Origin of the sequence: Arcticibacter sp. (genome assembly GCF_045629565.1) — a bacterium.
Classification (GTDB): domain Bacteria; phylum Bacteroidota; class Bacteroidia; order Sphingobacteriales; family Sphingobacteriaceae; genus Arcticibacter.
Genome location: NZ_JAZQRL010000103.1, coordinates 1 through 26,051, shown reverse-complemented (window position 1 = coordinate 26,051; position 26,051 = coordinate 1). Strand labels below are relative to the sequence as shown.

Here is a 26,051-nt window from a genome sequence, read left to right as displayed (position 1 = left end):
AGGTCTTTTTTAATGGTTTCTTTAATTACGCGAGGACCCGCAAATCCAATCAGGGCTTCCGGCTCCGCGATATTGATATCACCAAGCATTGCATAAGATGCGGTAACACCTCCGGTTGTAGGGTCTGTGAGCAACGATATGTAAGGAATCTTAGCTCTGCTCAATAAGGCAAGCTTAGCCGAGGTTTTAGCCATTTGCATTAATGAAAACGCCGCTTCCATCATTCGCGCACCGCCAGATTTCGAAATCATCAGAAATGGGATCCTGTGTTCGATGCAATAATCAATCGACCTTCCAATCTTTTCACCGACAACGGAACCCATGGAGCCGCCAATGAAGTTGAAATCCATGCAGGCGATTACAAGATCCTGTCCCTCTATTTTGCCGTGTCCGGCACGGATGGCGTCCTTAAGGCCCGTTTTAGCGTTGCTGTCCTTAATTCTGTCGGTATATTTTTTTGTATCCGTGAAATTTAACGGGTCACCAGAAGTGAGGTTAGGGGACAGCTCAGTGAATTGATTATCGTCAAACAATACTGAAAAGTATTCGGCTGAACCAATCCGTAGATGGTAGTTACAGTAGTGGCACACGTACTTATTTTCTACCTGTTCAGCATAATGAAGGGGCTTCTTGCATTGCGGACATTTATTCCAAATGCCATCGGGCGCCTCCTTCTTATCCTGGGTAGATGTTATAATTCCTTTTTTATCTCTTTTGAACCAAGCCATGTCTTATGGAATAAGCTTGCAAAGAAACGAAATTTTAAGAAAAGAACTTCGATTATGATATCAAAGCGTTAAATTTTATGATCCAAATCATTTAGGATTTAGTTATAATTCTTAATTTCGGAAATCCAAAATAAAATAAATTAGTATGAATCTGAAAAACTATAAAGGCGTATTGTATGGTGACGCTGTTCAGGAACTGTTTGAGCAGGCAAAGAAACACCAGTTTGCTTTACCTGCGGTTAATGTGATCGGAACGAATTCCATCAACGCGGTTATGGAAACGGCTAAAGCTGTAAATTCACCGGTTATCATCCAGCTTTCTAACGGCGGAGCGCAGTTTTTTGCGGGTAAGTCGCTTGATAATTCGAAGTTAGACGCATGCATTCTGGGTGCCGTGTCAGCAGCAAAGCATGTCCACCTATTGGCTGAGCACTATGGAGTTGCCGTGATTTTACATACAGATCATGCTGCGATGAAGTTCTTGCCATGGATCGATGGAATGCTGTCGCATGGTGAAAGGTTCCATCAGCAAACAGGAAAACCGTTGTTTTCTTCACACATGATTGACCTTTCAGAGGAACCTATCGAAGAGAATATCGCTATAAGCAAAAAATATCTGGAGCGGATGAAAAATCTGGGCATGACCCTCGAAATCGAGTTGGGTGTTACGGGTGGTGAAGAAGATGGAGTTGATAATACGGATGTGGATAGCTCACGCTTGTATACACAGCCGGAAGAGGTCGCTTACTCTTACAAAGAACTGAGCTCAATCAGTCATAGATTCACTATCGCAGCGGCTTTCGGTAACGTTCATGGTGTTTACAAGCCCGGTAACGTTAAGCTTGAACCAAAAATCCTCAAGAACTCTCAGGAGTATTTGAAAAAAGAGCTGGGTCTCGAAGCTGAAAAACCTATTAACTTCGTATTTCATGGTGGATCGGGGTCTTCTCAGGAAGAAATCAGAGAGGCAATTTCTTATGGAGCAGTGAAGATGAACATCGATACGGATATGCAATGGGCATTCTGGGAAGGTATCAAAGATTTCTATAAGTCTAAAGAAGGCTATCTGCAGTCTCAAATAGGTAATCCTGATGGTCCTGACTCTCCGAATAAAAAATATTATGATCCACGTGTTTGGTTACGCAAAGGTGAGGAGACATTCGTAAAACGTCTCTCTCAGGCTTTTGAAGATCTGAATTGTCTAGACGTTAACAGCAAGTTGTAACCCTGCTACTGTTCGAACAAAAAGGAGACTGTATCTTAATGATATCAGTCTCCTTTTTTGTTTAGTAGTAAAGCGGCGTTCCTTTTCCCTTTCTTTTGAGAGTCGCCTGTTATTTGTTTGCGGTGTCTTCAGTCATCGACTCCCTGTTGAAAGGTCTGATGATTAGTCGGGTTCCCCGGTCGTAGCTAAAGTAGCTCCAAACCCAGTTTACCAACACCACGAGCTTGTTTCTAAAGCCGACGAGGCTCATCAGATGCACAAACATCCAGACGAACCATGCGAAGACTCCCTGGAAGCGTATTTTGCCCAAGTCGACAACAGCACGGTTGCGACCCACGGTAGCCATGGATCCCTTGTCTTTGTACTTAAAAGGCTCTGGCTCTTCTTTGTTAATAATTTTGATGAGGTTGCCGGCGAGATGATGGCCTTGCTGCATGGCTGCGGGAGCAACACCTGGATGCCCGTTAGGGTAATCCTCTGTAGACATGGAGGCAACGTCGCCTATGGCAAAGATCTCGTCATAACCAACAATCCGGTTGTAGTGATCTACTTTGATCCGGCCGCCTCTGACGATTCTATCCATTGGAATACCCTCAGGTACCTCACCTTTAACACCGGCAGACCATAAGACGTTCTTTGTCGCAATCTCCTGATTGTTTGATAGCACAATCTTATCGCCGTCATAGGAAGATACGCGTGTATCGGTCAGGACAATAACACCAAGTTCTTCTAGAAATTTCTGCGCATGTTCCTGTGACTGCTTAGACATAGGCCCCAGAAGCACAGGGGAGCCTTCTACGAGATAAATATTCATCTCATTCATATCTAGCTCGGGATAGTCCTTTTTAAGTACGTGGCGCTTTAATTCGGCTATTGAGCCAGCAAGCTCGACCCCGGTAGGACCTCCACCGGTAATGACGAAGTTAAGCAGTGCTGATTTCCTGACGGGGTCTTTCTCGATCAAAGATTCCTCCAGGTTTTGCAGTATCATGCTTCGAAGATTTAGGGACTCGGGAATTGTCTTCATGGGCATGGTATAATGCTCCAGTTCTTTCGAACCAAAGAAGTTCGAGTCCGATCCCGTAGCAATCACCAGATAATCGTAGGAGATTTCGCCTATTGACGTACTGATCACCTTACGCTCGGGTATGATGGATTGGACTTCTGCATTCCTGAAAAGAAAATTCTTCTGGCCTTTAAATATTTTGCGTAACGGAAACGCAATAGAGTCAGCTTCCAGACCGCCTGTGGCTACCTGGTAAAGCAAAGGTTGAAATGTATGATAGTTATGCCTGTCGAGCATCAGAACCTGAACTTCTTTATCTCTTAGTTTCTTACTGAGCTGAATGCCGCCAAAGCCTCCGCCAATAATAACCACGCGCGGGAAATTGGTAGTAGAATCTTGTGAATTCATATGTTGAGTAGATATTTGCTTTAATTAACCTCATTTTGTTGAAAATGTTGGGATTAAAAAAAAACGGCACCCACTTGGTAGCGGGTGCCGTTTAAAATAGCGAAGCTGATGGCCTTATGGATGAACTTCAGTTTTTGTTGTTTTTTTATCTGTAAACTCTTTCTCACGAATCAACTCAACAACAAACGGAGTTGCTACGAAAAGTGAAGAGTACGTTCCGAAGATCACACCGATTAACATCGCGAATGAGAATCCTCTTAGGATTTCACCTCCGAAGATGAAGATAATGATCAATACAGCAATTACACATATACCTGTTACCACCGTACGGCTCAACGTGCTGTTAAGGGCGTTATTGATTACGGTTGATACACTCTGTCCTTTTCCTTTTCCGTCGTTGATGTATTCTCTCACCCTGTCAAAGACAACCACAGTATCGTTGATTGAATAGCCCATTACGGTAAGAATAGCAGCGATGAATGCCTGGTCAATATCTAAAGAGAACGGTAATATTCCGTTGAATAATGTAAAAATTGAAAGGAGAACCAACACGTCGTGTGCTAATGCTACGATTGCTGATACACCAAACTGCCATCTTCTGAATCGGATAAAGATATAAAGGAAGATAACCAGAATAGAGAATAATACGGAATAGACTGCAGATATCTTGATGTCGTTCGCTATAGTAGGACCGACGGTCTGCGCATCTTTGATTTCGTAGTTAGGACTGATCTGTGATAGACCATCACGGAGTTTCTTGCTTACGATAGCTTCTGTCTCGGGAGAGCTGTCATCGATCATGAAAGAAGTAGTGATTTTAACCTCGTTGCTTGATCCATAGGTTTTAACCTCAGGAGCTACACCAAACTCAGTTAACAACACTTCTCTTACATCGTCCGTCTGAACCGGTTTGTCGAATTCTACGAAGTAAGAACGTCCGCCTTTGAAATCGACGCCGAGGCTAAAACCTCTTGTGAACATAGATACCAAACCAGCGATAATGATAATACTGGAGATAGCATAGAACTTCTTTCTACCTGAGATAAAGTCGAACTTTGAATCTTTAAATAGGTTTTCAGTCGCTTTAATAGAGAAGCTGATATTTTGCTTTCTGTCCAGCATCCACTCAAGGATCATACGAGTAATGAAGATCGCAGAGAACAACGAGGTTAGGATACCCAGCATCAAGGTAGTTGCGAATCCAAGGATTGGGCCACTACCGAATATGTAAAGTATTACACCTGTAAGGAATGTGGTGATGTTAGAGTCAAGAATTGAAGACATTGCCTTGCTGAAGCCTTCAGACACTGCAACCTTCAAGGACTTACCATTCGCGATTTCTTCTCTTACTCGTTCGTATATCAGTACGTTAGCATCAATTGCCATAGCGAGGGAGAGTACGATACCTGCGATACCTGGTAGTGTTAATACAGCTCCTAAGGATGCCATAACACCCATCAGGAAGAATAAATTCACCAACAGGGCAACGTTAGCAACCCATCCGCCTTTGCTGTAATACAGACCCATGAACAGGAGGATAACGATCACACCGATGATGGAAGACGCTAGTCCCTTGTTGATGGACTCAAGTCCCAGGGATGGACCTACCACATATTCACTAACAATCTTTGCTGGGGCAGGTAAACGACCTGCTTTAAGTACGTTTGCAAGATCCTTTGTGTCGTTAGATGTAAACTGTCCGGTTATCGATGATACACCGCCTGATATTTCATTTTGAACAGTAGGAGCGGAGTATACGTAGTTATCCAGCACAATGGCAATACTTTTCTTATTGTTTGGATCAGCCGCAGCTGCAGCAGTCACCTGCCTCCATTTACGTGAGCCTTCAGCGTTCATGATCATAACCACCTCAGGGTTGTTATTCTGATCGACGTCTGAACGTGCGTCAGTGATAACATCGCCGGCCATTGCTGCTTCACCATTGAACCCGGAGGATTTCAATGCATAGAGTTCTAAAACTTTGCTCTCAGCACTGATCGGCTTAACGCCCCAAAGAAGCTTTAAGTTACGTGGGATCAATGCCTGAACTGCAGGAGAGCTAAGGTAAGCATTAACCTTGGCCGTGTCTTTCTGCGCGGCATAACCTACAACTGGTCCCGGACGAAGAGCTGGTTGTCCGTTCTCCGCTTGATAGGTAGCAGGGGCAAGAACAGCAAAAAGAGGGTTCTGACGAGCCTGGTCTGCTTGTGCTCCGGCCAGGCCTGAAGTGTCGCCTCCAGCAGAATCTTTTCTCGCACCAAGTTGTGCCAGCTTACCTGCTGCCGAATCAGGCTTTGCGGTAGTAGCTGGTTTAGCGGCTGCAGTATCCTTAGTCGTCTGCGTTGCAGCGATGGTCTTGTTGATATTTTCTATTAATCCGAAAATCTCCTGATTATCATAAGTCTCCCAGAATTCAAGCTGAGCAGACCCCTGTAATAGCTTTCTTACACGCTGTGCATCTGAAACGCCTGGAAGCTCAATAAGGATTCTGTTCGTACCTTGCTGCATCTGAATATTCGGAGATGTTACACCAAATTTATCGATACGGGTACGCAGGATGTTAAAAGATCTCTCAACAGCGCTGGTTGCCTGCGTGCGAAGAAAGTTCAATACATCTTTATTGCTTGCATCGATTTTTACTGATGATGCGTTTTCGCGGGTAGCAAAGATTGGTGCCAGCTTTCCTCCTGGACTCAACTTCTCAAATTCTTCGCCAAACAGGGTGACGATATCCTTTTGGCTGGTCTTCAACCGTGCTTCTGCATTCTTCAATGCTGCTGCAAATGTTGCATCAGGATTGTGGTTCGCCAGGTTTTTGATCAAATCCACCATGGAGATCTCCATAGTAACGTTCATACCACCTGCAAGATCCAGTCCTAGTGGAATTTCGCGTTCTTTAACGTACTGGTAGGTAAACTTGGCGAAACCAAGGTTGTATACCGGCTCAGTAGCTACTGAGTCAAGATACGCTGTTTCCTTATCAGGATCTCCCTTCGCGTATTCGCGCGCGTCATTTTCCACCTTTTTAGCCACCCACGTAAACGATAAGGAATATAAACATCCAATCGTCAATGCGATAGCGGCAAACTTAATCAAACCTTTACCTTGCATTTTTGTTAATTGTATATAGTGTAAATTTTGTACTCTTCTACTTCCGACCGCTCTGAAGGGTTTATAATAAGCAATCCTGAATAAGACGGCAAATCTAAATAAATTTTTAATTTATAAAATTCTTTAATTCAGAAAACTCTGCGTTTAAGAACCTCGTTTTTGGTATTTTAAAAAAGAATATTTATAGGCGTTCTTTTCGTCGGGTTCCCGGTCTTCCCTTGATATTTCTTCCCATTCGTTCCAGTCAATTCCTTTTAAGAACGTATCTGCATCAAACCGGTGTCCGATTCGGGTGATATACATGAATGAGATCAAGGGTATTGCTTGCCTGAAGATTTCCGCTCCACCTATTATGAACACTTCTTCGTCTGAAGAACATAAGGAAATGGCCTCTTCCAGAGAGTGAACGAGCGATGCATCCTGCAAGTCAAGTTTTTTCTGTCTGCTGATAACGATATTACGACGGTTAGGAAGAGCTTTGCCCATGCTATCATACGTTTTCCTTCCCATAATGACGGTATGACCGGTAGTGACGGCTTTGAAATATTTCAGATCAGCAGGCAGATGCCAGGGAAGCTGGTTGTCTTTTCCAATGCCATAATTCTCGTCAATTGCAACGATTATGCTTAAACTCATAAGGCTTATCGGTAATAAATGTGCTTATACGGCCACAGGCGCTTTGATATGCGGATGTGGGTCGTAGTTTTCAAGACTGAAATCTTCATACTTGAAATCGAAGATATCCTTTATTTCGGGATTAAGAACCATTTTCGGCAAACGTTTTGGCGTTCTGCTTATCTGAAGCCTCGTCTGTTCGAGGTGATTGTTATATAAGTGTGCATCGCCCAAAGTATGGATGAAGTCGCCTGGTTCAAGATCGCAAACTTGTGCGATCATCATCGTCAACAAAGCGTAGGATGCAATATTAAATGGTACTCCAAGGAAAATATCGGCACTACGCTGATAGAGCTGACAGCTTAATTTTCCTTCGGCAACATAAAACTGAAAGAAGCTGTGGCATGGCGGAAGTGCCATCTTGGAAATATCGGCGACATTCCATGCAGAAACAATCAGGCGCCTGGAGTCGGGATTATTTTTGATCTGGTTGATAACGTCTGTGATCTGATCGATATGTCCCCCGTCCGGAGTTGGCCATGATCTCCATTGGTGGCCATAAACTGGACCCAGTTCGCCATTCTCGTCAGCCCACTCATCCCAAATACTGACGTTGTGTTCCTTTAAATACCTGATATTGGTGTCGCCCTTTAAAAACCAGATGAGCTCATGAATGATCGATCTCAAGTGTACTTTTTTAGTGCTTACCAATGGGAAGCCCTCCTGCAGATCAAAGCGCAGCTGATAACCAAAGACGCTTAAGGTTCCCGTTCCGGTGCGATCGTGTTTTTGTGTGCCGTTCTCCAGCACATGCTTCATCAGCTCAATATATTGCTTCATCTCAAAATCTCTATCTAGGCTAAGCCGGCTTGATCAGATCATGAGCCGGGACAGAGCCATGCGAATTTAGGAAATAAATGTATTTTTACCACTCTAACTACAAAGATATCCACTATGATACTGTTTCCGAATGCCAAAATCAATATCGGGCTGAACGTGATGAGCCGACGGACGGACGGCTACCATAATCTGGAGACAGTTTTTTATCCCATTCCCTTACATGACGCTATAGAGGTCGTAGAGGCGGACCACATGAGCTTCCATTCATCCGGCATCGAGATTCCCGGCCATGCAAACGAAAATCTCTGTCTGAAAGCCTATGACCTGTTACGTAATGATTTTCAACTGCCTGCATTGAATATTCAATTGCACAAGCAAATTCCCATAGGAGCCGGACTAGGAGGAGGGTCGTCTGATGCCGCATTCTTTGTTAAGTTGCTGAATGAAAAGTTTAGTCTGGGTTTAAGCACTGAACAAATGGAAAACTATGTGCGAAAACTTGGAGCGGACTGTGCCTTCTTCATCTCTAACAAGCCGGTTTTTGCCAGTGGAAAGGGAGACCAGTTTACCTCGATTGATCTTGATTTGTCTGCCTATAGCATAGTGCTGGTTATGCCCCCGGTCCACGTCTCCACCGGCGAAGCTTACAGAGGTGTTAAACCCCATACTCCGGAGGTCTCACTTCTGGATCTAATCAAGCTGCCCGTTTCCGAATGGAAGGGCAAAATCAAGAATGATTTTGAAGATTCCATATTTAAGACTCATTCGCTCATCAGGGGTGTAAAGGCTACTCTTTACGAGAGAGGAGCTCTGTATGCCGCTATGAGTGGCAGTGGATCTGCTGTCTACGGAATATTTGAGTCTAAACCCGATACTTTAGAATTTGCTGAAGATTTTAAGGTCTACCGTCTTTGATTTTAAAGAGTGAATTCTTTGATTCAAGTACTGATTAATAGCCAGATTTTTTACCCATAGTTCCCTTAGTTTGAACAGACTGTTGAGCCGCTGAATCATCCCGCCATGCTGAGAGTGGGAGTTTAGTTTGCCTGAGCGGACAAGTTATTGAGGAATGGAGTAAGTAATCTGGATACTCAATAGTATAACAACGTACTTAGCTTGAGTAAAAGTGTAAGTAAGGGTAACAATCTACAGAGTAATTGAAACTATTCAGTTTAAGTGTCGTTAAAGATTGTATTATTCAAAATATAAACGCACACGGATGGCAAATGTGACAGAACAGGATGTAATCAGCTTCCTTAAACAAAGAATCACTAAACTTGAAAATGAACTTAAGAAAGCTCAGTCAGCACTCGATTTATTTACCGAACCTTCATCGGAGGAACCCGATGAACCAGTAGCCCAAACGGTAAAAGAGGCTAAACCGGGCCGCGGAACAAGAACAAATAAAATTAAGACTTTATCTGTGCCTGAAGAATACAATCCTGGCTTAAAGTTGGACGGCAAAATTGCCTATGTACTGGCAAATAACGGTCCGTCATTTAACACCGACATCATCAGCAAGCTTCAGGAGATGGAGCCTGAAAAAGATCCTGAAAAATTGGTTAAAGCCGTTATGGTTAAATTGTCGTCTTTACATAAAGCGGGAAGGATCAGGGGCGCTAAGGAAGGACGTAAGTTTAAATATCAGCTGTAACGACTCGGGAAGATTTTATCGAGATTGACAGCAATGCAGTAATAGTCTACTAAGAGTTCCTTTAGAATAACTTCCATAACAAAGCGGGAGGTTGACAACGCTGTCAACCTCCCGCTTTGTTATGGAAGTATGGTGCTAATTTAACATAGCTCCAGGCTTGTACTTATCTGTCCTCTGAGTGGAAGCAAGTCAATCCAATCCCCCTCTCAACAGAGCAGACTATTTATAGACAAAAACAGCCTGTTGGGGTGATTGTCCAGTTTCGAACTTATATGCAAGCGTTCCGTCGGGTTTGAAGCAGTAAGCCATTCCGTTACTATCGCCTGGGTCACCCGTATCCGCAATAAGCACATCCCCATTAAGTGAGTTAACAGTCAAACCGTAAGGGTTGGTGATTGCTGTTGTGCTAGTAATGAAATTATTGCCAATCAGTCCTGTAGCTGTATTAAATGATTTTACTATTCTCTCCCCCCATGGCCCAACAACGGCATAGCCGGTATTTCCTGCAATTGCAAAGAGGCTCATTTCGATTTTATGACTAGTCATCACGATGTCAGTCTTTGTGTTGATCTTTTTGAGTGAAAAGTTGTCTCTTGCAATCCCAGGAACGGTTACGAACACATTTCCGTCAGGAGCCGTCTCCAGTTGGGTGGGGTTAGGTCCTACTTCTATTTCCTTTAACAAAGTAAAGCTGTCCAAGTCAACTATAGACACTGTTGAGCCCTTTCCAGACCAAAAGCGGTCGGAGTTGGCAGCATACAGCTTCCCGTTTGCGATGGCCAAACCTTCTAATGTTCCGCCAGCCTTGATTTCCTTGTCAATAGCCAATGAAGCGGTATCAACGCGGCGTATGTACCCGTCGAAGCCTGTTACATAAGCTTTGCTTCCTGAAAAAGCAATGGATCGCGGTAAATATATATCTGTGCCTTTGAAAAACGGAATTCTCTTAATTGACTTTAAACTCGAAGGGTCAAGAACTTCAAGGAAGGATTCAGCCGCACCATCCGTGCCCGAAACAACGCAATAGATCTTATTTCCATACTGTTTCAGTTGAACAGCGCTTTCTCCCAGATCATACCCGTTAACCTTCTTGAAATAGTCAGCTATCACCATATTAGTTCTCACATCGTAGAAATCGATGCCGCTATTTCTCATATTCCATGTCCCTTCATGCAAAACATAAACTCCCACCGTTTCGGGGTCCGACTTGGTCTCCAGACTGTCTTTCTTACAGGCTGATATTCCGGTCATGAGGAACGCCAGCGCGAAAGCCAGGTTTCTGATAATGTAGTTGTGTGTCATATTGTTAATATTATGCTAGTTGATATTTACGGTGTTTGAAGGTCGATTATTCCGGATACCTCAGTGGAAATTTCACCGACTTGTCTTCCTCCATTGGTTTCATCTCCGCTACTTCCATTGCTGTTCTGCGCGGTCATGACGCGTACAAAGTCTACGCTCTTAAGGTTTGCCTTGTTGCCGTTCTTGTCCACGGCCCAGGAGATGTCGAAAGTGTTATACCCGCGACCGAATTCAGACCTGAGCTTTAAGAATTCCTCAGAGCCACTGTCTGCATATCCCCAGGCAAATGAAGGGTTCGTGTTCAATCCCTCCGAACGCAATGCTGGAGGAAGGAGTGTTCCGGTGAAGGTTACAGAATCCTGTTCTGCAAACCAGAGAGGATAATACTCCTGACCATGAAAGGCATTCCTGAGGACCTTACCTTGTCTACCCTGGTTATCTTTCCATAAAACGTCATCAGTCTTATTTCGCGGATTATAATACGTGATACGATACTCCTTCAACGTTTCCGGATTGGAGTGTTCACTTCCGGCCAGCTCATACCACTCACCATCGTCGGCCAGGCCGTTGCCATTCTTATCTTGCATCACTGAAACAATACCGGGTTCTGACCACTCCGTTCCGCTTCCCGTGTTCGGATTTCCGTATATCCCGATGTCTGCTCCCTCTGCGTTCTGTAAAGGATGATCGAAAGCTACAACAACGTATCCGCCAAAAGATCCAAGCGACAGCAGGGACGAGGTTCCTCCGATCAGCGTCTGTGCTGCCTCAGGGGTGCCGGTATTCTTCTCGTTCATGAACTGTCCCGGTGCTGGTCGGTACTCCAGTACCCTGCTCACGTATTTGCTGCGGCCAGTAGACTCGTCACTTTTCTTGCAAGAGCCGACAGCCATCGCCGCTAATATTAAAAGCGTCTGATATCTTAAATTGCTCATTTTTATTAGTTATTGGGTATGAAAGCCAGGTGTGCGGGAATATCTCCGGTTAACACCGACCATTTTTTAATGCCATTCTTGTCAAAGCAGTAGAGGGTGCCCGGACTCAGGTAGTCCTTCGCATCGCTCACGTAGATATCCTTCGTTTTCGGATCTACAGCAATGCCGAAAGGCTTGGTAATAGCCTTATCCGTTCCGTCTTTTATAAAGTTATCTGCTACCAGGGTCTCGTTTCGCACATTGATCAGCGAGTAATGAATAGCATTACGCTGATTGGTATAATCCCATTCAAGGCTATAGACATAGGCCAGGTCATCATCTATCCAGATATTGCTGGTCGAGATGTCAAAGACCTTTTTCACTTGCTCAGTGCCTGTATCGATCACCGAGAGTTTGGAAGGAGTGCCGTAATAATCTCCCCGGGAGCTCACATAGATGTCGCCATACTTGTCTGCCCTCACCCTATGCAGGTTTTCCGCAACATCGATACGCTTAAGCTCCTGGAAGCTTTCGAGATCGATAACGGAAACGCTTCTTTCGTAATGGGTGGGGTCATACCCCCCGGAGTTGGCTACGTAAAGTTTTCTTCCCACAATGGCCATCTCTTCAGGTTGCCGGCCTACCCTCGTGCTTGCTTCAATACGCAGCGTTGCAGTATCTATCCGCACCACCGAGCCCTCAGCCTTATTGGCGTTGCCGACAGTGCCTTCATACGAGCTCACATAAGCCTTGCCCGCATCAAACGTGATGTACCGGCAGTTCTGGATGTCTATTTTGTTTATCCTCCTTGCAGTCCTGAGATCCAGCACCTCTACTTTGTTCGAGATGTTAACCACTATATACAACTTAGAGCCGTAGACCTTGATGTCGTTGCCTACATCGCCAAGTCCCCTGATCACTTCCGGGTTCGTCGCCTCGAATATATTCCGGCGATATGTTCCTGAAGAAGCTTCAAACTTATCGAGGGAGGCCTTGTTCATATTCATATTCCCCTCGTTGAGTAAAAAGAAACTCATTGCGTCCGACGAACCGGTTACCTGTTCACTTTCTTCGGGGACGACCGCTGGGTCTTTCCGGCAGGATGCCAGAGCAATTAACAATAAGCTTAAGCTATAGAGTATTTTTTTCATTTCATATGTTGGTGCTAAGTGTGAATCTGAACGAACGCCCCGGCATCGGGAAGTTCAGCACAATGTCCCGATACTGGTTAAAAACGTTATTCAACTCCGCATTGAATTTGTATCGGTGGTCCGAAACTTTGAAAACCTGCGCATACGATAGGTCATGCGTGTACCAGGGTTGAATATAATGGACAGGGATATTCGTTTTCTGGCTGTAGCGCTCGCCGCAATAGACGTAGCTGTAATTCAGCGACATGTTTTTATAGTCGGCCCCCAACGTAAGCGAACCGCTATGCAGCGGGGTATAAGGAATCTGGTGGTTTAAGTTGCTAGCCCCGGGCGTCACTTCGACAGCCTTTTGGTAGGCATAATTCAAACCGATTTGCAACATGATTTCTTCAGATGCTTGCAAACCGGATCGGATATTGCTCTCAATCCCCCGGATATCCACTTCTCCGAGATTAACCATCGTCCACCGGAAGAGGTTCTCTGCTGGTATAGCCACTATTTTGTCCTTAACCTTATTGTAATAGGCATTTGTCTGGAAAGACAGGCTATTCCAAATGCCGCTGTTTAAGTTTTTGTTGAATGAAGCGCCCACGTTATACTGTGAAACCCGTTCAGGTTGGAGCGCCGTGTTGCCGATCATGCTGTAATAGAGATCATTAAACGTCGGCATTCTGAAGGTTTTTTTATAAAAGGCGTTGACCAGCAGCGGTTGTTCCCTGAAGGGCTGCCAGGAGGCGCTTACCGCCGGCGTGTATTGATGGAAGTTCTTGGCAGACTGATACGCTTTCACTTTCTCCGACACATAGGTACCCAATAAACTTGCCTGAAGATGGAATGTTTTAAAATCTAAAGAAGACGCGGCGGCAACCAGTTTAGTGTTACGGGTAGGGTAGGCAAAAAAGTCAAGGTCTGCATCCAGCTTGTTGTTTATCCAGTCACCCGACAGGCCTATAGTCCAGTATGGTTTGATCTGGTATTTATTCGAGAGGGAAATATAAAGCTCTTTTTGCCGGTAATGATTATCCAGCGCGCCTTCCTGCCGGTAATGATCAGGATCCAGGTAGCGCGTGTAGTCATAGGCATATTTGGCATTTACCATACTCTGAAACTTAGGCCCCCAGGCCGACTTCCAGGACGCTTGCAAAAAGCTGTTCCTGTCCCATAGCCTTTCATCCGATTCAAAGTTATTGCTCACGATGGATCTGGGCAGCCCGCGTGCTGATCTGTAGTGGTAGCCCTTCAGCGTCCATTGGCTGCTATCACGCATCACTCCATAAAAGCCAGCCTCCACTCGCAGGGCATCCATGTCGCCGTTCTGCCGCGAGGCCGTGGTATCATATACTCCGTTCGTGTATCTGAATTTGTAGTCACCATCCGACTTCTGCCATTCAGTGCTCAGGCTTGCAGAAACGTTTTTAGAAATTCTTTGCTGTAGCCATGCAGAAGGGTTAATCAATCCGAACGAACCGGCCTTCCATTTGAATCCGCCATTTGTCCCGCGGCCCTCAGCAAACACCGGTGCCTTCGACTCCAAATAAAGGGAACTCCCTGCTGCGAAAGCTCGGGCCGGCTGAAAAATGTCGCTTTTCTGGAAAGTGTATAAATGGATCTCGCCTATATTGTCGAGAGAAAATTTGCCAAGGTCTGTCTGCCCGTTCATGGCATTGCCGAGTTGCACACCGTCATAGAACACCGAAGTATGGTTCGTGCCCATGCTTCTTACATCGACAGTCTTCAAACCACCCGCACCGCCATAGTCCTTCACCTGTAGCCCCGAGAAGAACCGCAGCGCGTCGGCGACGTTCAGACTGTTCAAGCGTTCCAGCTGTCCGCCTTTCAGACGCTGATGTGGCACCCGCGACGTTTGAAGGGGTTGAAGATGGCTTGCGTTTATTTGTACCTGACGAAGTGTATCCGTATGCACAAGAGCTGGGACCGGTGAGCTTTTATCCTGACCATAGCCGAATTCTGAACCAACCAGTAAGGTCAGCAAAGAAAGCAGGTACTTAAGTAAAGGCCTTTGCGGAGCTTGTCCGGTTATTCCTGTCGTCATATTGCATATTGATATTACAATTGAGCGCAGAATGAAATATAACCAAACAGATAGATCTCATTCCAGCCTCAATCCACGAAAGCTATGAATCATAAAGCTAATGGCAGGTCTTCTGACTTGCTCCTCTTTTGCCTGTCTTCCCGTAGGCTAATGTGCTTACAGTGACATAAATGGTGGCATTAGATTAAGGAGCTCACAGCTGCGGGACAGTTCCGGACTTACACCGGATTCCCTTTTAATCCCTGTCGTAAGACAGAGAACCAAAGCTCAGCAAATGTAAGTCTTTACGTGATCAAATACAATATTTGAATGCTAGCTGATATAATCGCGATCTTCGTCGCTTAATTTGGATTTATAGGTGTTGACGGGAATATCCTGCGAATCTTCTTCCGGGTAAACGTCGTCCTCTTCTGCAATAACCTTCTTTTTACGGGGGCGCATGATAAGTGCACCAACGATGAACCCGAGCACAAACACGACCGCAAGAATAACAAGCTTCGATATCCTCGTCGTGCCGAATAGCCACATATCTATTTCTTCCGTGTTGTTCATCAGAACAATGGTCACCAGTACAGTGATTAGAATGATGAAGAAGGTCTTGATTCTCATAATTAGAAGCTATAAGTTGCAATAGTTTCGAAGATCGGCTTCCGGCCAGGTCTGTCATTTAAAAATACGACTTTTCCACCAATATCAAAGTTAGGAAGATAAAAACGAAGCAGGTTCATGTCGCCCCGCAGCTCAGCACCAAAAGAGCGTGGAGAAAACCTGCTGTTATGCCCCACATTTTCGAAATCAGCAAAAATCCCCATCTTGATCCGTTTGATATAAGCAAGCGGCCCCATCTCCAGGTCCGGATAAAAGAGGGGGAACCGGTAATGGAAGAACAGCGTATTGTAGGTGTTGCCGATCGGATCCAAAAAGCTATAACCCGATACCCGCGGTATATCCACGGCATTCTGGTAGTTGCCATCTCCTTCCTGAAAATTAAAGCTTGCCGCAAAAGAATGGTTGCGCATAAGTCCCGGAAAGTAGAGCGTGCTCCTGAAAACAAAGAGTTGGCCTTCCACTCTCGGCTCGAAAGGGAAGTGACGGTAGGTTAGTGTAATATTCTGGCCCCAGCGCGGAACCAGGTCACGGGCACTTCGTCTGCTATTGTGCGAAGCCGACAGTTGATAGTGCATTGGGAAGTCCAGTCTGGTAACGAGCGAAGGCATACGGTTTTCCATATTATACCTGTTGGTGAGACTGGTGCCAGTCTTGAAAGTTAACCCGTAAGTATGGTTGAACCGGTTAAAACTCAACGGCACGCTAAGCTCTGCTTTGAGCTCGTTCTCCCGCCAGGTTACCGGGGTGTATGTTGTCATATTATTGCTTATCGCCCGGCGGTAAATCAGTCGCGGTCTGTTAAGGTAATTGACGCTCAGAATCGGGAAGAATTTCTTGTAGGCGAAGCCGGCATTATACTCACTTTTTCTGAGCGCATTGTTATACTGATACCCCGCGTAAAAACTCATGGTGTTAAGCAGATTGTCTGACTGAAGCTCCAGGCCCATGTTGCTGTTATCGAAGTATGGGTTGTCCTCCACAATAGGAATCACACTATGAAAATTGAAGAGATTACTCCACTCATTGTACCTCTTGGTCGGATAGGTCTTGTAGATAATATCGTACAATATATTGCTGCTTCCTTCCTGGGTATAGGCCGCTTTGCCATAATCTACAAAATGGTTCTTTACCTGGGCAAGAGGAGTGTCTTTCGTTAATTTCGCATTTAGAGCCCCTATATCGTACCCAACTGCGGTATACGTATTGAACGTTATCTTTTTGGAGATCGTGTCGTAGAACGGATTAAACGCGCCCAGTTTTGCTGAGCTCACCTGGAAGATTTGGTTGTCCGCCCGGTTAAGGCGGTAAATATTGTCGGTCCCGTTATAGTGAGCTTTGAAGAAAATGGATCCCTCCCCGTACACAGGACGAAGGATCTCCTGTTTCTGATAGGGTAGGAGAGGGGTGAAGCTGCCTGATGCGAGGTCAAGTTCCAGCAGTGTTTTTCCCGAGTCGCTGATCGCAACAACCACAGCCTTTTTTGCATCGTGATTATACGAAGGCATTTGCAGCATATCGTTTTTCGGAGATCTGAAACGCCGCAGTTCGCTGCCGCTCCCGGCATCTAATTCCATTAGGGAAATCTCGTTGGTGTATGATACCGAAACGGCCAGAATCCTGGAACCATCAGGCGACAGGGAAGGAGCAAACAACCTCGTCTTTTTGGTGATCTGTCTGGACCTTTTCGAGAGGGTGTCATAGACATTGATTACGTTAAAAGAGCGCTGGTGAAAACGGCCGTCAAAGCGGTGTTCGTCCCACGCAATTTTCCCCCCTCCGTAGCTAAACCAGGGTAGCTCCTGATAGCCGATTTCGAGCACCTTTTTTTCCTCGCCGGAGGAGCTGATCCGTACAATCCTGGGGGTGCTCGCCTTGCTCTGTTTTAGTGCCAGTATACTGCCATCAGGCAGGGTCTGCGGCATCAGATAGTTTTCAGGAACACGGTCTCGTCTTTTATTGATCGATGGGTAATCCCTGGTATCAGAACGATCTACCTGGGCCTGCCAAAGATTACGCAGTTCTCTCACGGTCGAGTCGTGCAGCTCACGGGTGCTCATGCCGGTGAGGTTCTTCATGGAGCGGCTTAAGTTATAAGGTCTGAAGGGTTGCCTTGCCATGCGCGAAAACAACTGTTCCATGATGTCCTCTCCAAAATCTTTTCTCAGCTTGCTGGTCAGGAAAAAACCGAGTTGATAGTAACCGGGAGTGAAGTCTCTTACTGAGCCTAGGAAGTTCTTCGAGTAGGAGAACTTTCGGTCGCTTAGTGTATTTGCCCGAAGTGCTATGCTCCATTCCGGAATCCGTCCTCTGCCCGCATCAGTCAATGCTGTCTCCGTTACAACGGCATCTCCCTCGAAGAACCAGGGAGGAAGGGTTATCCCGAAAATTGCGAGCGCTAACTGTTCAAAGAACGGGGCGTTGAGTTTTCCTGTCAGTTTGTCAAATTGCACGACGTGCCGCATCTCATGGATAGCCAGACTATTCAGCCAGCTTTGGAAGTCGAAGCTCTGAGAGGGAGTAGTGTAAAACTCGGATCGCCGGGGCGCAAGCTCAACAAATCCGTTTGAAGTGACTCCCTGGTTCTGGAGAATGATCGAGATCTTTTTAGGCTTCACCCGTATACTCCGCCGTTCACGACCAGCGATCGTTTCAAGTACCGAAGTGATCTTCTGTGCTTCTGTTGAGAGTTCAGCAGGGTAGATGACCTGGAAGTTTTCTGTGTTGATCTGGTGCCAGCGGAGGGAGGGAGGGTTTTGGTCAGAGCTGTAAACCTGAGCGAAAATGTTATGTGAGAGTACTGTTGAACACAATAGCAATAAAGTACTGATAGTAATGACTCTATGAGGTAGAAAAAGCTTGAATATTAACACTTGCTAAATATATTAGTTAAAAAGTTTTAGGTGTCAGAATATTACCTAAACGTAAAAATGAGAAGCATAGTAAATTATATCTGATTATCATTGATTTATTTCAATTATGTGTTTCTTCTTAAACGCTCATCAAAACTGAATTTACGTAATTTTTAGAACAAATAAGCCAAATAAGGAGGAATGTTTGTGCCTAACTATTTCTTTGCTCCTTCCCTGCTGCATCGCTACAGTTTATGCTGCTCTTGCCGGCCCCGCAAATCATCGTCATCATCATTCTTAGGGCATCATTTACGGTTCAGTTGCTCAGCCTGGTTCATACACAGCAAGCCGGAAGGAACTCAGGAAGATGCCCTCGCTCCTCCCGGTACTGGTCTGAACTAATTTCTCCTGAGCCGATTTTCGTGCTGTCGCAACAAGCTTCAATAGTGGATGATTAAGGTTGACAATGCGTTTTCAGGGCAGGAAAAGTCCGGTTAAGGAAAGCGACTATATGGCAGTATATTCAGTTAGGGTAAGCTGGCGAAGGCCGAAAGAGATTGCCGTACAACAGGCAGGTGGTCAGTGCATGCTTTTAAAATAGACAGGTGTTAACTGTTTCAATGGCTTAGACTAAACCACGTAACCCAGTCGAAATCTCTGCCAGATAGTATGCGTTCAAACAAAAAAGGCCCGTCTAAACGGGCCTCTTAGTGTATTTTAATGATCGCTATACCAGCGGTAAGGTCTTCTGCAGTTTGCGCTTTTCTATCTTGTTTCTTAAGTAGGGATACATGAAAATTGCTCCCATAATCATCGTGGCGCCGCCGTAGAAACCAAGTGTCATATGTTCCCGGCTTCCGTAGAAAATGAAGGCGAGAAGTATGCCGTACACCGGCTCCAGATTGGTGATCAGGGCAACCCGGAATGCGGATAATTCACGCAACACAGCCACCCCTGCCACGTAGGCAAGCGAGGTGCAAATCGTCCCCAGGATCATCAGGTAAACGAAGTCTGAGGTGTGTAATTTCATGCCTGAATCGAAGCCGCCGGTGATCAGCATATATACCGAAAGCCATATAAAAGCGCCAATCATTTCATAAAAACTGATGAGGCTCGCAGGGTGCTTCTGCACCTGTCTGGAGTTGATGATCGAGAACAAACTGGCAAGAAAAGCACTCCCCAGCCCGAGCGAAATTCCCAGTGAATACTGGCTCTCAAATTTGAAGATCATCACGATCCCGCAGATGATAAAAACGCCCGTGAAAATCTCCAGCGGGGAGATCTTTTTACGGCCGATCAGGGGCTCCAGGATAGCGGTGAAAAGCGTCAGCGAAGAGAGGCAGACAAGGCCCACAGAGATGGTCGAACTCTTGATGGACTGGAAGAACAGTATCCAGTGTCCGCCTACCAGGGCACCTGTTAAAAACAGTTTCAACAGGGCTTCGCGGGGCAAAGAAAAGGAGGTCTTTGTTACCCTGAAATAGACATACAAAGTGATGAATGCGATGAGCACCCGATACCATACAAGCGGTACGCTGGGGATGCTGATCAGGGAGCCGAGGATGCCGGTAAAACCCCACACCAATACCGTTCCGTGAAGGATTAAAAGATTACGATTACGAGAAGAAAATGACATGTTTTTATTTCGGTGCCTTAATCATCAGATAAACACCCAGGGCACCAAAAAGGATGTTCGGTATAAAGACAGCAACAAGAGGAGGGAGTCCTCCTTTTAGGGAGAACATGGTTGAAAATTGAATAAAGAGGATATAGGTGAAGCTAAGGAAGATTCCTATGCCCAGAGGTAGTCCGATACCGCCCCGTACCTTTCGTGACGACAGAGACACTCCCATGAGGGTTAAAACGAAAGCGGCCAGCGGATTTACATATCGCTTATACAGCTCCAGCTGCAGCAGCTGCATCACCCCGGTTCCACGGATCTTTTCTTTCTCGATCCGTTCGTTCAGTTCAGGCGTGGACATAGCCGAATAAATATTGTCGTATACCACAAAATCTACCGGTCTCATATCCAGTGTAGTATCCTTCTTAACCCCCGAAGTCATGGTCTCCTTCAAGCCCTTGATGGTTCTTACCGTATAGTTTTCAATGCTCCATTTTGACTTCACAGAATCCCATACAATGCGGTCAGCCATCAATTTCTCAACAAGCTGATCACCGTCAAACTTCTCCAGAATAAAGGTGTAGCCAACTTTCTGTACATTATCGAAGTTCTTAATGAATACCAGCGTATTCTTGTCGATCTGCATATGCGTCTCCGACTTGGATTCGTTATTTGCCGGCTTGATATAGATATTTTCGAACCGGATCATCAGCTTATTCGTTTGCGGAATTACAAAAAGGTTGGCAATCAGGCTGATAGAAAACAGGATAAAGGAAGATATGAAATACGGCCAAAGAAAGCGCTTAAAGCTTACTCCTCCGCTCAGGATAGGAACGATCTCCGTCTGGTCGGCCATTTTAGCCGTAAAGAAGATCACCGCAATGAAGTTAATCAGCGGCCAGAGGAAGTTCAGGTAGAAAGGCACGAAGCCCGCGTAGTATTCAAACAGGATCTTGGAAAGTGGCGCATTCCTCTTCAGAAAGTCATCCAGCTTCTCTGAAACATCAAAGATCACAATCACTACCGTAAAAATAGCGCAGGTAAACAAAAACGTACCGAGGTACTTCTTGATGATATACCAATCTATGATCTTGACGAATCTGTTCATTTCAATACTACAAACGTTGAGCTAACTGTACCACCATCTTCTTCTTCCAGTCGTAAAATTCACCGGAAATTATCTTTTCACGAGCCTCGCCTACCAGCCAGATATAAAAATGGAGGTTGTGCAAGGTGGCTATCTGGGCACCAAGGATTTCCTTTGAAGAAATCAGGTGTCGAAGATAGGCTTTTGTGTATACCTGATCAGCAAAAAGATCGCTGTCTGCCTCAATAGGCGAGAAGTCGTTCTTCCACTTTTCGTTCCGCATGTTCAGGATCCCATTCTTGGTGAAAAGCATACCATTTCGGGCATTCCTGGTCGGCATCACACAGTCAAACATGTCCACGCCAAGGGCAATGTTCTCCAGGATATTCACCGGAGTACCAACACCCATCAGGTAACGAGGTTTGTCCTGAGGTAAAATATTACATACCAGTTCCGTCATGGCGTACATTTCTTCCGCAGGTTCCCCTACTGAAAGTCCACCGATAGCGTTGCCTTCACGCTCAAAAGATGCGATCACCTCTGCAGATCTCACACGCAGGTCCTTATATACAGATCCCTGAACGATAGGGAATAAGGTTTGTGAATAACCATATTTCGGCTCTGTAGCATCAAACCTGTCGCAGCAGCGTTTCAGCCAGCGGTGCGTCATCTCAATCGAGCGCTTGGCATAGTTATAGTCGCATGGATAAGGTGTACACTCGTCGAAGGCCATGATGATGTCACCACCAATCACCCGCTGAATGTCCATCGCCGCCTCTGGCGTAAAAAGATGCTTCGAGCCGTCAATATGCGAACGGAAAGTCACCCCTTCCTCCTTGATCTTACGAACGTCTGACAATGAATATACCTGATAACCACCGCTATCCGTCAGGATGGGACCATCCCAGCCATTAAACTTATGCAAACCACCTGCTCTTTCCAGCGTATCCAGTCCGGGTCTGAGGTAAAGATGATAGGTGTTTCCCAGTATGATCTGGGCCTTGATGTCATTCTTTAACTCCCTCTGGTGTACGGCCTTAACCGTTCCTGCTGTACCCACAGGCATGAAAATAGGTGTCTTTATATTACCGTGATCGGTCGTGATCTCACCGGCTCTTGCCTGTGATTGCTGATCTTTAGCCTCTAATTTAAATTTCATTTAACGTGCAAAGGTAAGAAATTGATTGAGGTTCCAACTTTACTTTTAACTTTGCGCTCTATAAACGAACGCACACCTTGGTAGATTATATTTTTGTATCTGTTTTTATTTTACTGCAGGTAGTCCTCATTATCCAATTATACTTTATTACCATCGTGCATGGGCGGCTGAGAAACTACAAAATTACCGGGCCTGCAGCGCAAACAGTCCTTCCCGTTTCGGTAATTATCTGCGCCCGTAACGAGGAAAAGAACCTAGAAAAAAACCTCAGTCTGATTCTGGAGCAAGACTATCCCGACTTTGAAGTGGTCGTCGTGAACGACTGTTCATCGGATGATTCTGAAATGCTTTTGCGCGGATTTTCTTCCAGATATCCGCACCTGAAGGTTGTCACGCTTACTGAACATGCCCGCTTCAAACATGGGAAAAAGTTCGCAGTGACCATAGGAGTGAAGGCCGCTAAAAACGAACATCTGCTGTTTACTGATGCCGACTGCCGCCCTGCTTCACCCAACTGGATTCGCAGGATGCAGGCACCATACTCACCAGGTATATCAATCGTCCTGGGCTACTCTCCCTACACTTACCGGGGGGGATTTCTCAATGCCTTTATCCGTTACGAGTCCTTCAGCACCGCATTAAATTACCTCTCATTTGCCTTGTCGGGCAATCCTTATATGGGGGTGGGACGTAATCTCAGCTATACCAAATCGCTTTTCTTTAAAGCTAAAGGCTTCGCCTCTCACATGCATATTCTTTCCGGCGATGACGACCTTTTTGTAAACGAGAACGCCACAGCCGCCAACACCAGGATCGAAATCCATCCCGATAGCCATGTCTGGTCCGAACCAAAAACCAGCTGGTCATCCCTATGGCGCCAAAAGGTCCGCCACATGGGGGCGGGTAAAGCCTATAAAGCAAAAGACAAGCGTATCCTGTCCCTGCAAACTGGCACAGCAGTGTTGTTTTACATCCTTCTCGGCGCAATGGCTGCGCTACAGGCACAATGGTGGATCGTTCCTTCGGTGTACCTGATCCGGCTTATCATACAGATCATTGTATACTATCCTGCCATGAAGAAATTAAATTGCAAAAATGTGATATGGTGGTTCCCGCTATTGGATTTGTTTTTTAATACCTTTATATGTATACTGGCATCTGTCGCATTATTCAGGAAGAAGGTACAATGGAAGTAAACCCGAATTTTTCAGTTAACGCAACGAATGACTTTAATCAGGTGCAGCGTGCAAAAGCGGGCGATCAGAAAGCTTACGCCGAGCTGATGCAGCGGTATCGGGATTCCATTTTTTTCATGACCCTGAAGATGGTGAACAACCGCGATGATGCGAATGATCTCACCATCGAGACTTTCGGGAAAGCCTTCGAGAATCTCGACAAATACAAACCCGACTTCGCGTTCAGCACCTGGCTCTTCCGCATTGCTACCAATAACTGCATCGACTTCATTCGTAAGAAACGCCTTAACGTCGTTTCCATGAACGCTATGGAAGATAAAGAGGGAGAGGAGAGGACTTTTGATATCAAGTCAGATGTTCTGAACCCTGAGGAACGCTCCATTAAAAAGCAGCAAAAAGAAACCCTGCAGCTTATTATCGATAAGCTCCCAAACCGGTATAAAATTTTAATCAACCTGCGGTATTTCGAAGAGATGTCTTATGAAGAGATCTCCACACAGCTCGATCTCCCCCTCGGCACTGTCAAAGCACAATTGTTCAGGGCGAGAGATTTGCTGGCAAACATCTTAAACCGCAGGAAAAAAAACCCTTCAAGTGACTTCTGAATTAATTACACACTACTTTCCCCACCTCAGCGAAGAACAAAAGCACCAGTTCGCACAGTTAGAGGAGCTTTATGCCACGTGGAACGCGCAGATAAACGTAATCTCCCGCAAAGACATTGAGAGCCTTTACCTGCGTCACATCCTGCATTCCCTGGGCATCGCCAAGGTGATATCCTTCCTGCCCGGTGAGAAAGTCCTCGATGTAGGCACCGGAGGTGGTTTCCCGGGAATTCCCCTGGCAATTCTTTTTCCCGAAACATCCTTTCATCTTGTCGATTCCATCGGGAAAAAAATCAAGGTGGTGAAAGAAGTAGCAAAAGCTATCGGGTTGAAAAACCTCGAAGCCACTCACGCCCGTGCTGAACAGATCGACGGGAAGTTTCACTTCGTAGTCTCCCGTGCAGTCACACAGCTAAAGGACTTCTACCCCTGGGTAAAAGGCAAATTTGAGAAAACCTCTCTTAACACCCTGCCTAACGGTGTATTGTACCTCAAAGGCGGAGATCTGCAGCAGGAGATCTTAGAATCCGGATTGAAAGACGTAACCCTCACTCCACTATCAAAATACTTTGAAGAGGATTTTTTTGACACAAAATTTGTGCTATCTTTCAAGGCCCAATAAAGCCTTATGTCCTCTTTACACGAAATAGCCTTAACGCTCATTCCGGGCGTTGGGGTCGTAACAGCCAAGCTCCTTCTGGACCACCTTGGCGATGCCCGGTCCATTTTCGACGCAAGCCGCAAAGACCTGATCAACATACCGGGCATTGGCCCCAAGACCGCAGAAACCATCCTGTCGCAATCGTTCATGCAGCGTGCAGAGGACGAGCTCCGGTTTCTCGAGCGTTACAAAATTAAGTCGCTTTTTATCAACTCAGCGGAATACCCCTGGAGGCTGCGTAACTGCTATGATGCGCCTGTGCTGCTCTACTACAAAGGCAATGCAGAACTGAACGCCGATAAAATCATCAGTATCGTCGGCACACGAAACGCCACCGAATACGGCAGAGATCTCACTCACCAACTTGTAGAAGGATTGAAAGCGCAGGATGTGCTGGTCGTTAGCGGGCTGGCCTATGGCATTGATGTAGCGGCGCATAAAGCCTGCCTGAAGTCGGGAGTGCCTACCGTAGGGGTCGTGGGGCATGGTCTCGACCGGATATATCCCGCACAGCATCGCGCCGTAGCAGAAAGCATGCTCAATAGGGGTGGATTGCTAACAGAATTCGCCTCCCAAACGAAGCCCGACAAAGAGAACTTTCCCAAACGCAACCGCATTGTCGCCGGACTGGCAGATGCCACCATCGTAGTCGAAGCAGGTCTTAAAGGAGGAGCACTCATCACCGCAGAGCTGGCCAACTCGTATGACCGGGATGTCATGGCGTTTCCCGGGCGGGTAAATGATCCCTATTCAGCCGGCTGCAACTTCCTGATCAAATCAAACAGGGCCCACCTGGTTACAGGCGTAAAAGACGTGGAATACCTGCTCGATTGGATCCCCTCGCCGAACGCAAAACAAGCAGACACCCAGCTCAGCCTGCCATTGAACCTTTTCGGAGAAGAAAAAACCGTTGCAGAATACCTCTACGAACGCGGCTCCTCATCGTTCGACCAGTTGCAGACTGCTGTAGAAATACCACAAACGAAGCTCACCATGGTACTCCTGAATATGGAAATGCAAGATCTCGTGATTGCGCTGCCCGGAAAAAGATACCGTTTGCGTTAATCTAGTCCTTCCTCCTCATTTTTCGGATAGTCAAACAGCAGCTGATCCCCCGTCTGGCGGCTTACCATTTGCCAGCTCTCAAAAGGGAAGCTGATCAGCACAACACCACAGGTTGGCAGGTTATACAGATCACTGTTACAAAGCTCAACCACGATCTCCGTCAAGCCCGGGTTATGACCAAAAAGCGCAACC

22 protein-coding genes, 1 pseudogene and 1 riboswitch are annotated in these 26,051 nt (G+C 45.9%); of the genes and pseudogenes, 8 read left to right on the top strand and 15 right to left on the bottom strand.

What is annotated here, in order from left to right; all coding sequences use genetic code 11:
* A partial coding sequence (locus ACKI5J_RS13810; protein WP_407430070.1) for an acetyl-CoA carboxylase carboxyltransferase subunit beta occupies nucleotides 1–728 on the bottom strand: 728 nt, incomplete at its 3' end.
* A gap of 145 nt (nucleotides 729–873) precedes the next feature.
* Here ACKI5J_RS13810 and fbaA point away from each other — a divergent pair.
* Entirely contained in the window at nucleotides 874–1,953 is a 1,080-nt protein-coding gene (gene fbaA / locus ACKI5J_RS13805) for a class II fructose-bisphosphate aldolase (protein ID WP_407430069.1), read from the top strand.
* A gap of 109 nt (nucleotides 1,954–2,062) precedes the next feature.
* Here fbaA and ACKI5J_RS13800 read toward each other — a convergent pair whose 3' ends face one another.
* The 4 genes from ACKI5J_RS13800 to ACKI5J_RS13785 all read right to left on the bottom strand — a co-directional run bounded on the left by ACKI5J_RS13800 (nucleotide 2,063) and on the right by ACKI5J_RS13785 (nucleotide 7,933).
* The gene (locus tag ACKI5J_RS13800; protein ID WP_407430068.1) at nucleotides 2,063–3,367 is read right to left on the bottom strand and encodes an NAD(P)/FAD-dependent oxidoreductase; all 1,305 of its coding nucleotides are present in this window, start codon (nucleotides 3,365–3,367) and stop codon (nucleotides 2,063–2,065) included.
* A 114-nt stretch (nucleotides 3,368–3,481) separates the two neighbouring features.
* On the bottom strand, nucleotides 3,482–6,478 hold the full coding sequence (gene secDF, locus ACKI5J_RS13795) for a protein translocase subunit SecDF (protein WP_407430067.1): 2,997 nt from the start codon (nucleotides 6,476–6,478) through the stop codon (nucleotides 3,482–3,484).
* A 144-nt stretch (nucleotides 6,479–6,622) separates the two neighbouring features.
* Complete coding sequence (locus tag ACKI5J_RS13790) at nucleotides 6,623–7,114, bottom strand: dihydrofolate reductase (protein WP_407430066.1); 492 nt, start codon at nucleotides 7,112–7,114, stop codon at nucleotides 6,623–6,625.
* Nucleotides 7,115–7,138: 24 nt separating this feature from the next.
* The gene (locus ACKI5J_RS13785) at nucleotides 7,139–7,933 is read right to left on the bottom strand and encodes a thymidylate synthase (protein ID WP_407430065.1); all 795 of its coding nucleotides are present in this window, start codon (nucleotides 7,931–7,933) and stop codon (nucleotides 7,139–7,141) included.
* A gap of 114 nt (nucleotides 7,934–8,047) precedes the next feature.
* On the opposite strand from ACKI5J_RS13785, the gene ispE reads away from it, so the two are divergent.
* Both ispE and ACKI5J_RS13775 read left to right on the top strand, forming a co-directional pair.
* Entirely contained in the window at nucleotides 8,048–8,848 is an 801-nt protein-coding gene (gene ispE / locus ACKI5J_RS13780) for a 4-(cytidine 5'-diphospho)-2-C-methyl-D-erythritol kinase (protein ID WP_407430064.1), read from the top strand.
* 304 nt (nucleotides 8,849–9,152) lie between these two features.
* Entirely contained in the window at nucleotides 9,153–9,587 is a 435-nt protein-coding gene (locus ACKI5J_RS13775; RefSeq protein WP_407430063.1) for a hypothetical protein, read from the top strand.
* Nucleotides 9,588–9,806: 219 nt separating this feature from the next.
* Here the strand turns inward: ACKI5J_RS13775 and ACKI5J_RS13770 are convergent, their stop codons facing one another.
* From ACKI5J_RS13770 to ACKI5J_RS13745, 6 genes are all read right to left on the bottom strand, one after another.
* Nucleotides 9,807–10,889 (bottom strand): DUF5074 domain-containing protein, encoded by a 1,083-nt coding sequence (locus ACKI5J_RS13770; RefSeq protein ID WP_407430062.1) that lies wholly within the window; start codon nucleotides 10,887–10,889, stop codon nucleotides 9,807–9,809.
* 26 nt (nucleotides 10,890–10,915) lie between these two features.
* Complete coding sequence (locus ACKI5J_RS13765) at nucleotides 10,916–11,824, bottom strand: PKD domain-containing protein (protein WP_407430061.1); 909 nt, start codon at nucleotides 11,822–11,824, stop codon at nucleotides 10,916–10,918.
* Nucleotides 11,825–11,829: 5 nt separating this feature from the next.
* Nucleotides 11,830–12,954 (bottom strand): DUF5074 domain-containing protein, encoded by a 1,125-nt coding sequence (locus ACKI5J_RS13760; protein WP_407430060.1) that lies wholly within the window; start codon nucleotides 12,952–12,954, stop codon nucleotides 11,830–11,832.
* A 1-nt stretch (nucleotide 12,955) separates the two neighbouring features.
* Nucleotides 12,956–15,007, bottom strand: a complete 2,052-nt coding sequence (locus ACKI5J_RS13755; RefSeq protein ID WP_407430059.1) for a TonB-dependent receptor plug domain-containing protein — start codon at nucleotides 15,005–15,007, stop codon at nucleotides 12,956–12,958.
* A gap of 84 nt (nucleotides 15,008–15,091) precedes the next feature.
* Nucleotides 15,092–15,287: riboswitch (cobalamin riboswitch) on the bottom strand.
* 32 nt (nucleotides 15,288–15,319) lie between these two features.
* Nucleotides 15,320–15,616 (bottom strand): hypothetical protein, encoded by a 297-nt coding sequence (locus ACKI5J_RS13750; RefSeq protein WP_407430058.1) that lies wholly within the window; start codon nucleotides 15,614–15,616, stop codon nucleotides 15,320–15,322.
* A 2-nt stretch (nucleotides 15,617–15,618) separates the two neighbouring features.
* Complete coding sequence (locus ACKI5J_RS13745) at nucleotides 15,619–18,426, bottom strand: hypothetical protein (RefSeq protein ID WP_407430057.1); 2,808 nt, start codon at nucleotides 18,424–18,426, stop codon at nucleotides 15,619–15,621.
* A gap of 293 nt (nucleotides 18,427–18,719) precedes the next feature.
* Between ACKI5J_RS13745 and ACKI5J_RS13740 the strand changes: the two genes are divergently transcribed.
* Complete coding sequence (locus tag ACKI5J_RS13740; RefSeq protein ID WP_407430056.1) at nucleotides 18,720–18,923, top strand: hypothetical protein; 204 nt, start codon at nucleotides 18,720–18,722, stop codon at nucleotides 18,921–18,923.
* A 269-nt stretch (nucleotides 18,924–19,192) separates the two neighbouring features.
* Here ACKI5J_RS13740 and ACKI5J_RS13735 read toward each other — a convergent pair whose 3' ends face one another.
* The 3 genes from ACKI5J_RS13735 to tgt are packed head-to-tail and all read right to left on the bottom strand — an operon-like array spanning nucleotide 19,193 to nucleotide 22,332.
* Entirely contained in the window at nucleotides 19,193–20,101 is a 909-nt protein-coding gene (locus ACKI5J_RS13735; RefSeq protein WP_407430055.1) for a DMT family transporter, read from the bottom strand.
* Nucleotides 20,102–20,105: 4 nt separating this feature from the next.
* The gene (locus tag ACKI5J_RS13730) at nucleotides 20,106–21,194 is read right to left on the bottom strand and encodes an LptF/LptG family permease (protein WP_407430054.1); all 1,089 of its coding nucleotides are present in this window, start codon (nucleotides 21,192–21,194) and stop codon (nucleotides 20,106–20,108) included.
* A 7-nt stretch (nucleotides 21,195–21,201) separates the two neighbouring features.
* On the bottom strand, nucleotides 21,202–22,332 hold the full coding sequence (gene tgt / locus ACKI5J_RS13725; RefSeq protein WP_407430053.1) for a tRNA guanosine(34) transglycosylase Tgt: 1,131 nt from the start codon (nucleotides 22,330–22,332) through the stop codon (nucleotides 21,202–21,204).
* A gap of 77 nt (nucleotides 22,333–22,409) precedes the next feature.
* Between tgt and ACKI5J_RS13720 the strand changes: the two genes are divergently transcribed.
* The 4 genes from ACKI5J_RS13720 to dprA are packed head-to-tail and all read left to right on the top strand — an operon-like array spanning nucleotide 22,410 to nucleotide 25,859.
* Complete coding sequence (locus ACKI5J_RS13720) at nucleotides 22,410–23,528, top strand: glycosyltransferase (protein ID WP_407430052.1); 1,119 nt, start codon at nucleotides 22,410–22,412, stop codon at nucleotides 23,526–23,528.
* Complete coding sequence (locus tag ACKI5J_RS13715; protein ID WP_407430051.1) at nucleotides 23,477–24,133, top strand: RNA polymerase sigma factor; 657 nt, start codon at nucleotides 23,477–23,479, stop codon at nucleotides 24,131–24,133. The genes ACKI5J_RS13720 and ACKI5J_RS13715 overlap by 52 nt, the downstream gene beginning before the upstream one ends.
* Nucleotides 24,123–24,755 (top strand): 16S rRNA (guanine(527)-N(7))-methyltransferase RsmG, encoded by a 633-nt coding sequence (rsmG, locus tag ACKI5J_RS13710; protein WP_407430050.1) that lies wholly within the window; start codon nucleotides 24,123–24,125, stop codon nucleotides 24,753–24,755. Before ACKI5J_RS13715 ends, rsmG begins: the two co-directional genes overlap by 11 nt.
* A 6-nt stretch (nucleotides 24,756–24,761) precedes the next feature.
* Nucleotides 24,762–25,859 (top strand): DNA-processing protein DprA, encoded by a 1,098-nt coding sequence (gene dprA, locus ACKI5J_RS13705; protein ID WP_407430049.1) that lies wholly within the window; start codon nucleotides 24,762–24,764, stop codon nucleotides 25,857–25,859.
* Here the strand turns inward: dprA and ACKI5J_RS13700 are convergent.
* Nucleotides 25,856–26,051 (bottom strand): annotated as a pseudogene (locus ACKI5J_RS13700) (histidine phosphatase family protein); the annotation flags it as partial. The gene dprA and the pseudogene ACKI5J_RS13700 sit on opposite strands and share 4 nt — an antisense overlap.

Bases quoted from the DNA above. Each gene is read 5' to 3' on its own strand.
- ACKI5J_RS13715 (WP_407430051.1), top strand. From the start codon at position 23,477: ATGTATACTGGCATCTGTCGCATTATTCAGGAAGAAGGTACAATGGAA.
- ACKI5J_RS13775 (WP_407430063.1), top strand. From the start codon at position 9,153: ATGGCAAATGTGACAGAACAGGATGTAATCAGCTTCCTTAAACAAAGA.
- dprA (WP_407430049.1), top strand. From the start codon at position 24,762: ATGTCCTCTTTACACGAAATAGCCTTAACGCTCATTCCGGGCGTTGGG.
- ispE (WP_407430064.1), top strand. From the start codon at position 8,048: ATGATACTGTTTCCGAATGCCAAAATCAATATCGGGCTGAACGTGATG.
- ACKI5J_RS13760 (WP_407430060.1), bottom strand. From the start codon at position 12,954: ATGAAAAAAATACTCTATAGCTTAAGCTTATTGTTAATTGCTCTGGCA.
- ACKI5J_RS13755 (WP_407430059.1), bottom strand. From the start codon at position 15,007: ATGACGACAGGAATAACCGGACAAGCTCCGCAAAGGCCTTTACTTAAG.
- ACKI5J_RS13750 (WP_407430058.1), bottom strand. From the start codon at position 15,616: ATGAGAATCAAGACCTTCTTCATCATTCTAATCACTGTACTGGTGACC.
- fbaA (WP_407430069.1), top strand. From the start codon at position 874: ATGAATCTGAAAAACTATAAAGGCGTATTGTATGGTGACGCTGTTCAG.
- ACKI5J_RS13765 (WP_407430061.1), bottom strand. From the start codon at position 11,824: ATGAGCAATTTAAGATATCAGACGCTTTTAATATTAGCGGCGATGGCT.
- ACKI5J_RS13790 (WP_407430066.1), bottom strand. From the start codon at position 7,114: ATGAGTTTAAGCATAATCGTTGCAATTGACGAGAATTATGGCATTGGA.
- ACKI5J_RS13770 (WP_407430062.1), bottom strand. From the start codon at position 10,889: ATGACACACAACTACATTATCAGAAACCTGGCTTTCGCGCTGGCGTTC.
- ACKI5J_RS13740 (WP_407430056.1), top strand. From the start codon at position 18,720: ATGCTGCTCTTGCCGGCCCCGCAAATCATCGTCATCATCATTCTTAGG.
- ACKI5J_RS13800 (WP_407430068.1), bottom strand. From the start codon at position 3,367: ATGAATTCACAAGATTCTACTACCAATTTCCCGCGCGTGGTTATTATT.
- ACKI5J_RS13730 (WP_407430054.1), bottom strand. From the start codon at position 21,194: ATGAACAGATTCGTCAAGATCATAGATTGGTATATCATCAAGAAGTAC.
- secDF (WP_407430067.1), bottom strand. From the start codon at position 6,478: ATGCAAGGTAAAGGTTTGATTAAGTTTGCCGCTATCGCATTGACGATT.
- tgt (WP_407430053.1), bottom strand. From the start codon at position 22,332: ATGAAATTTAAATTAGAGGCTAAAGATCAGCAATCACAGGCAAGAGCC.
- ACKI5J_RS13785 (WP_407430065.1), bottom strand. From the start codon at position 7,933: ATGAAGCAATATATTGAGCTGATGAAGCATGTGCTGGAGAACGGCACA.
- ACKI5J_RS13735 (WP_407430055.1), bottom strand. From the start codon at position 20,101: ATGTCATTTTCTTCTCGTAATCGTAATCTTTTAATCCTTCACGGAACG.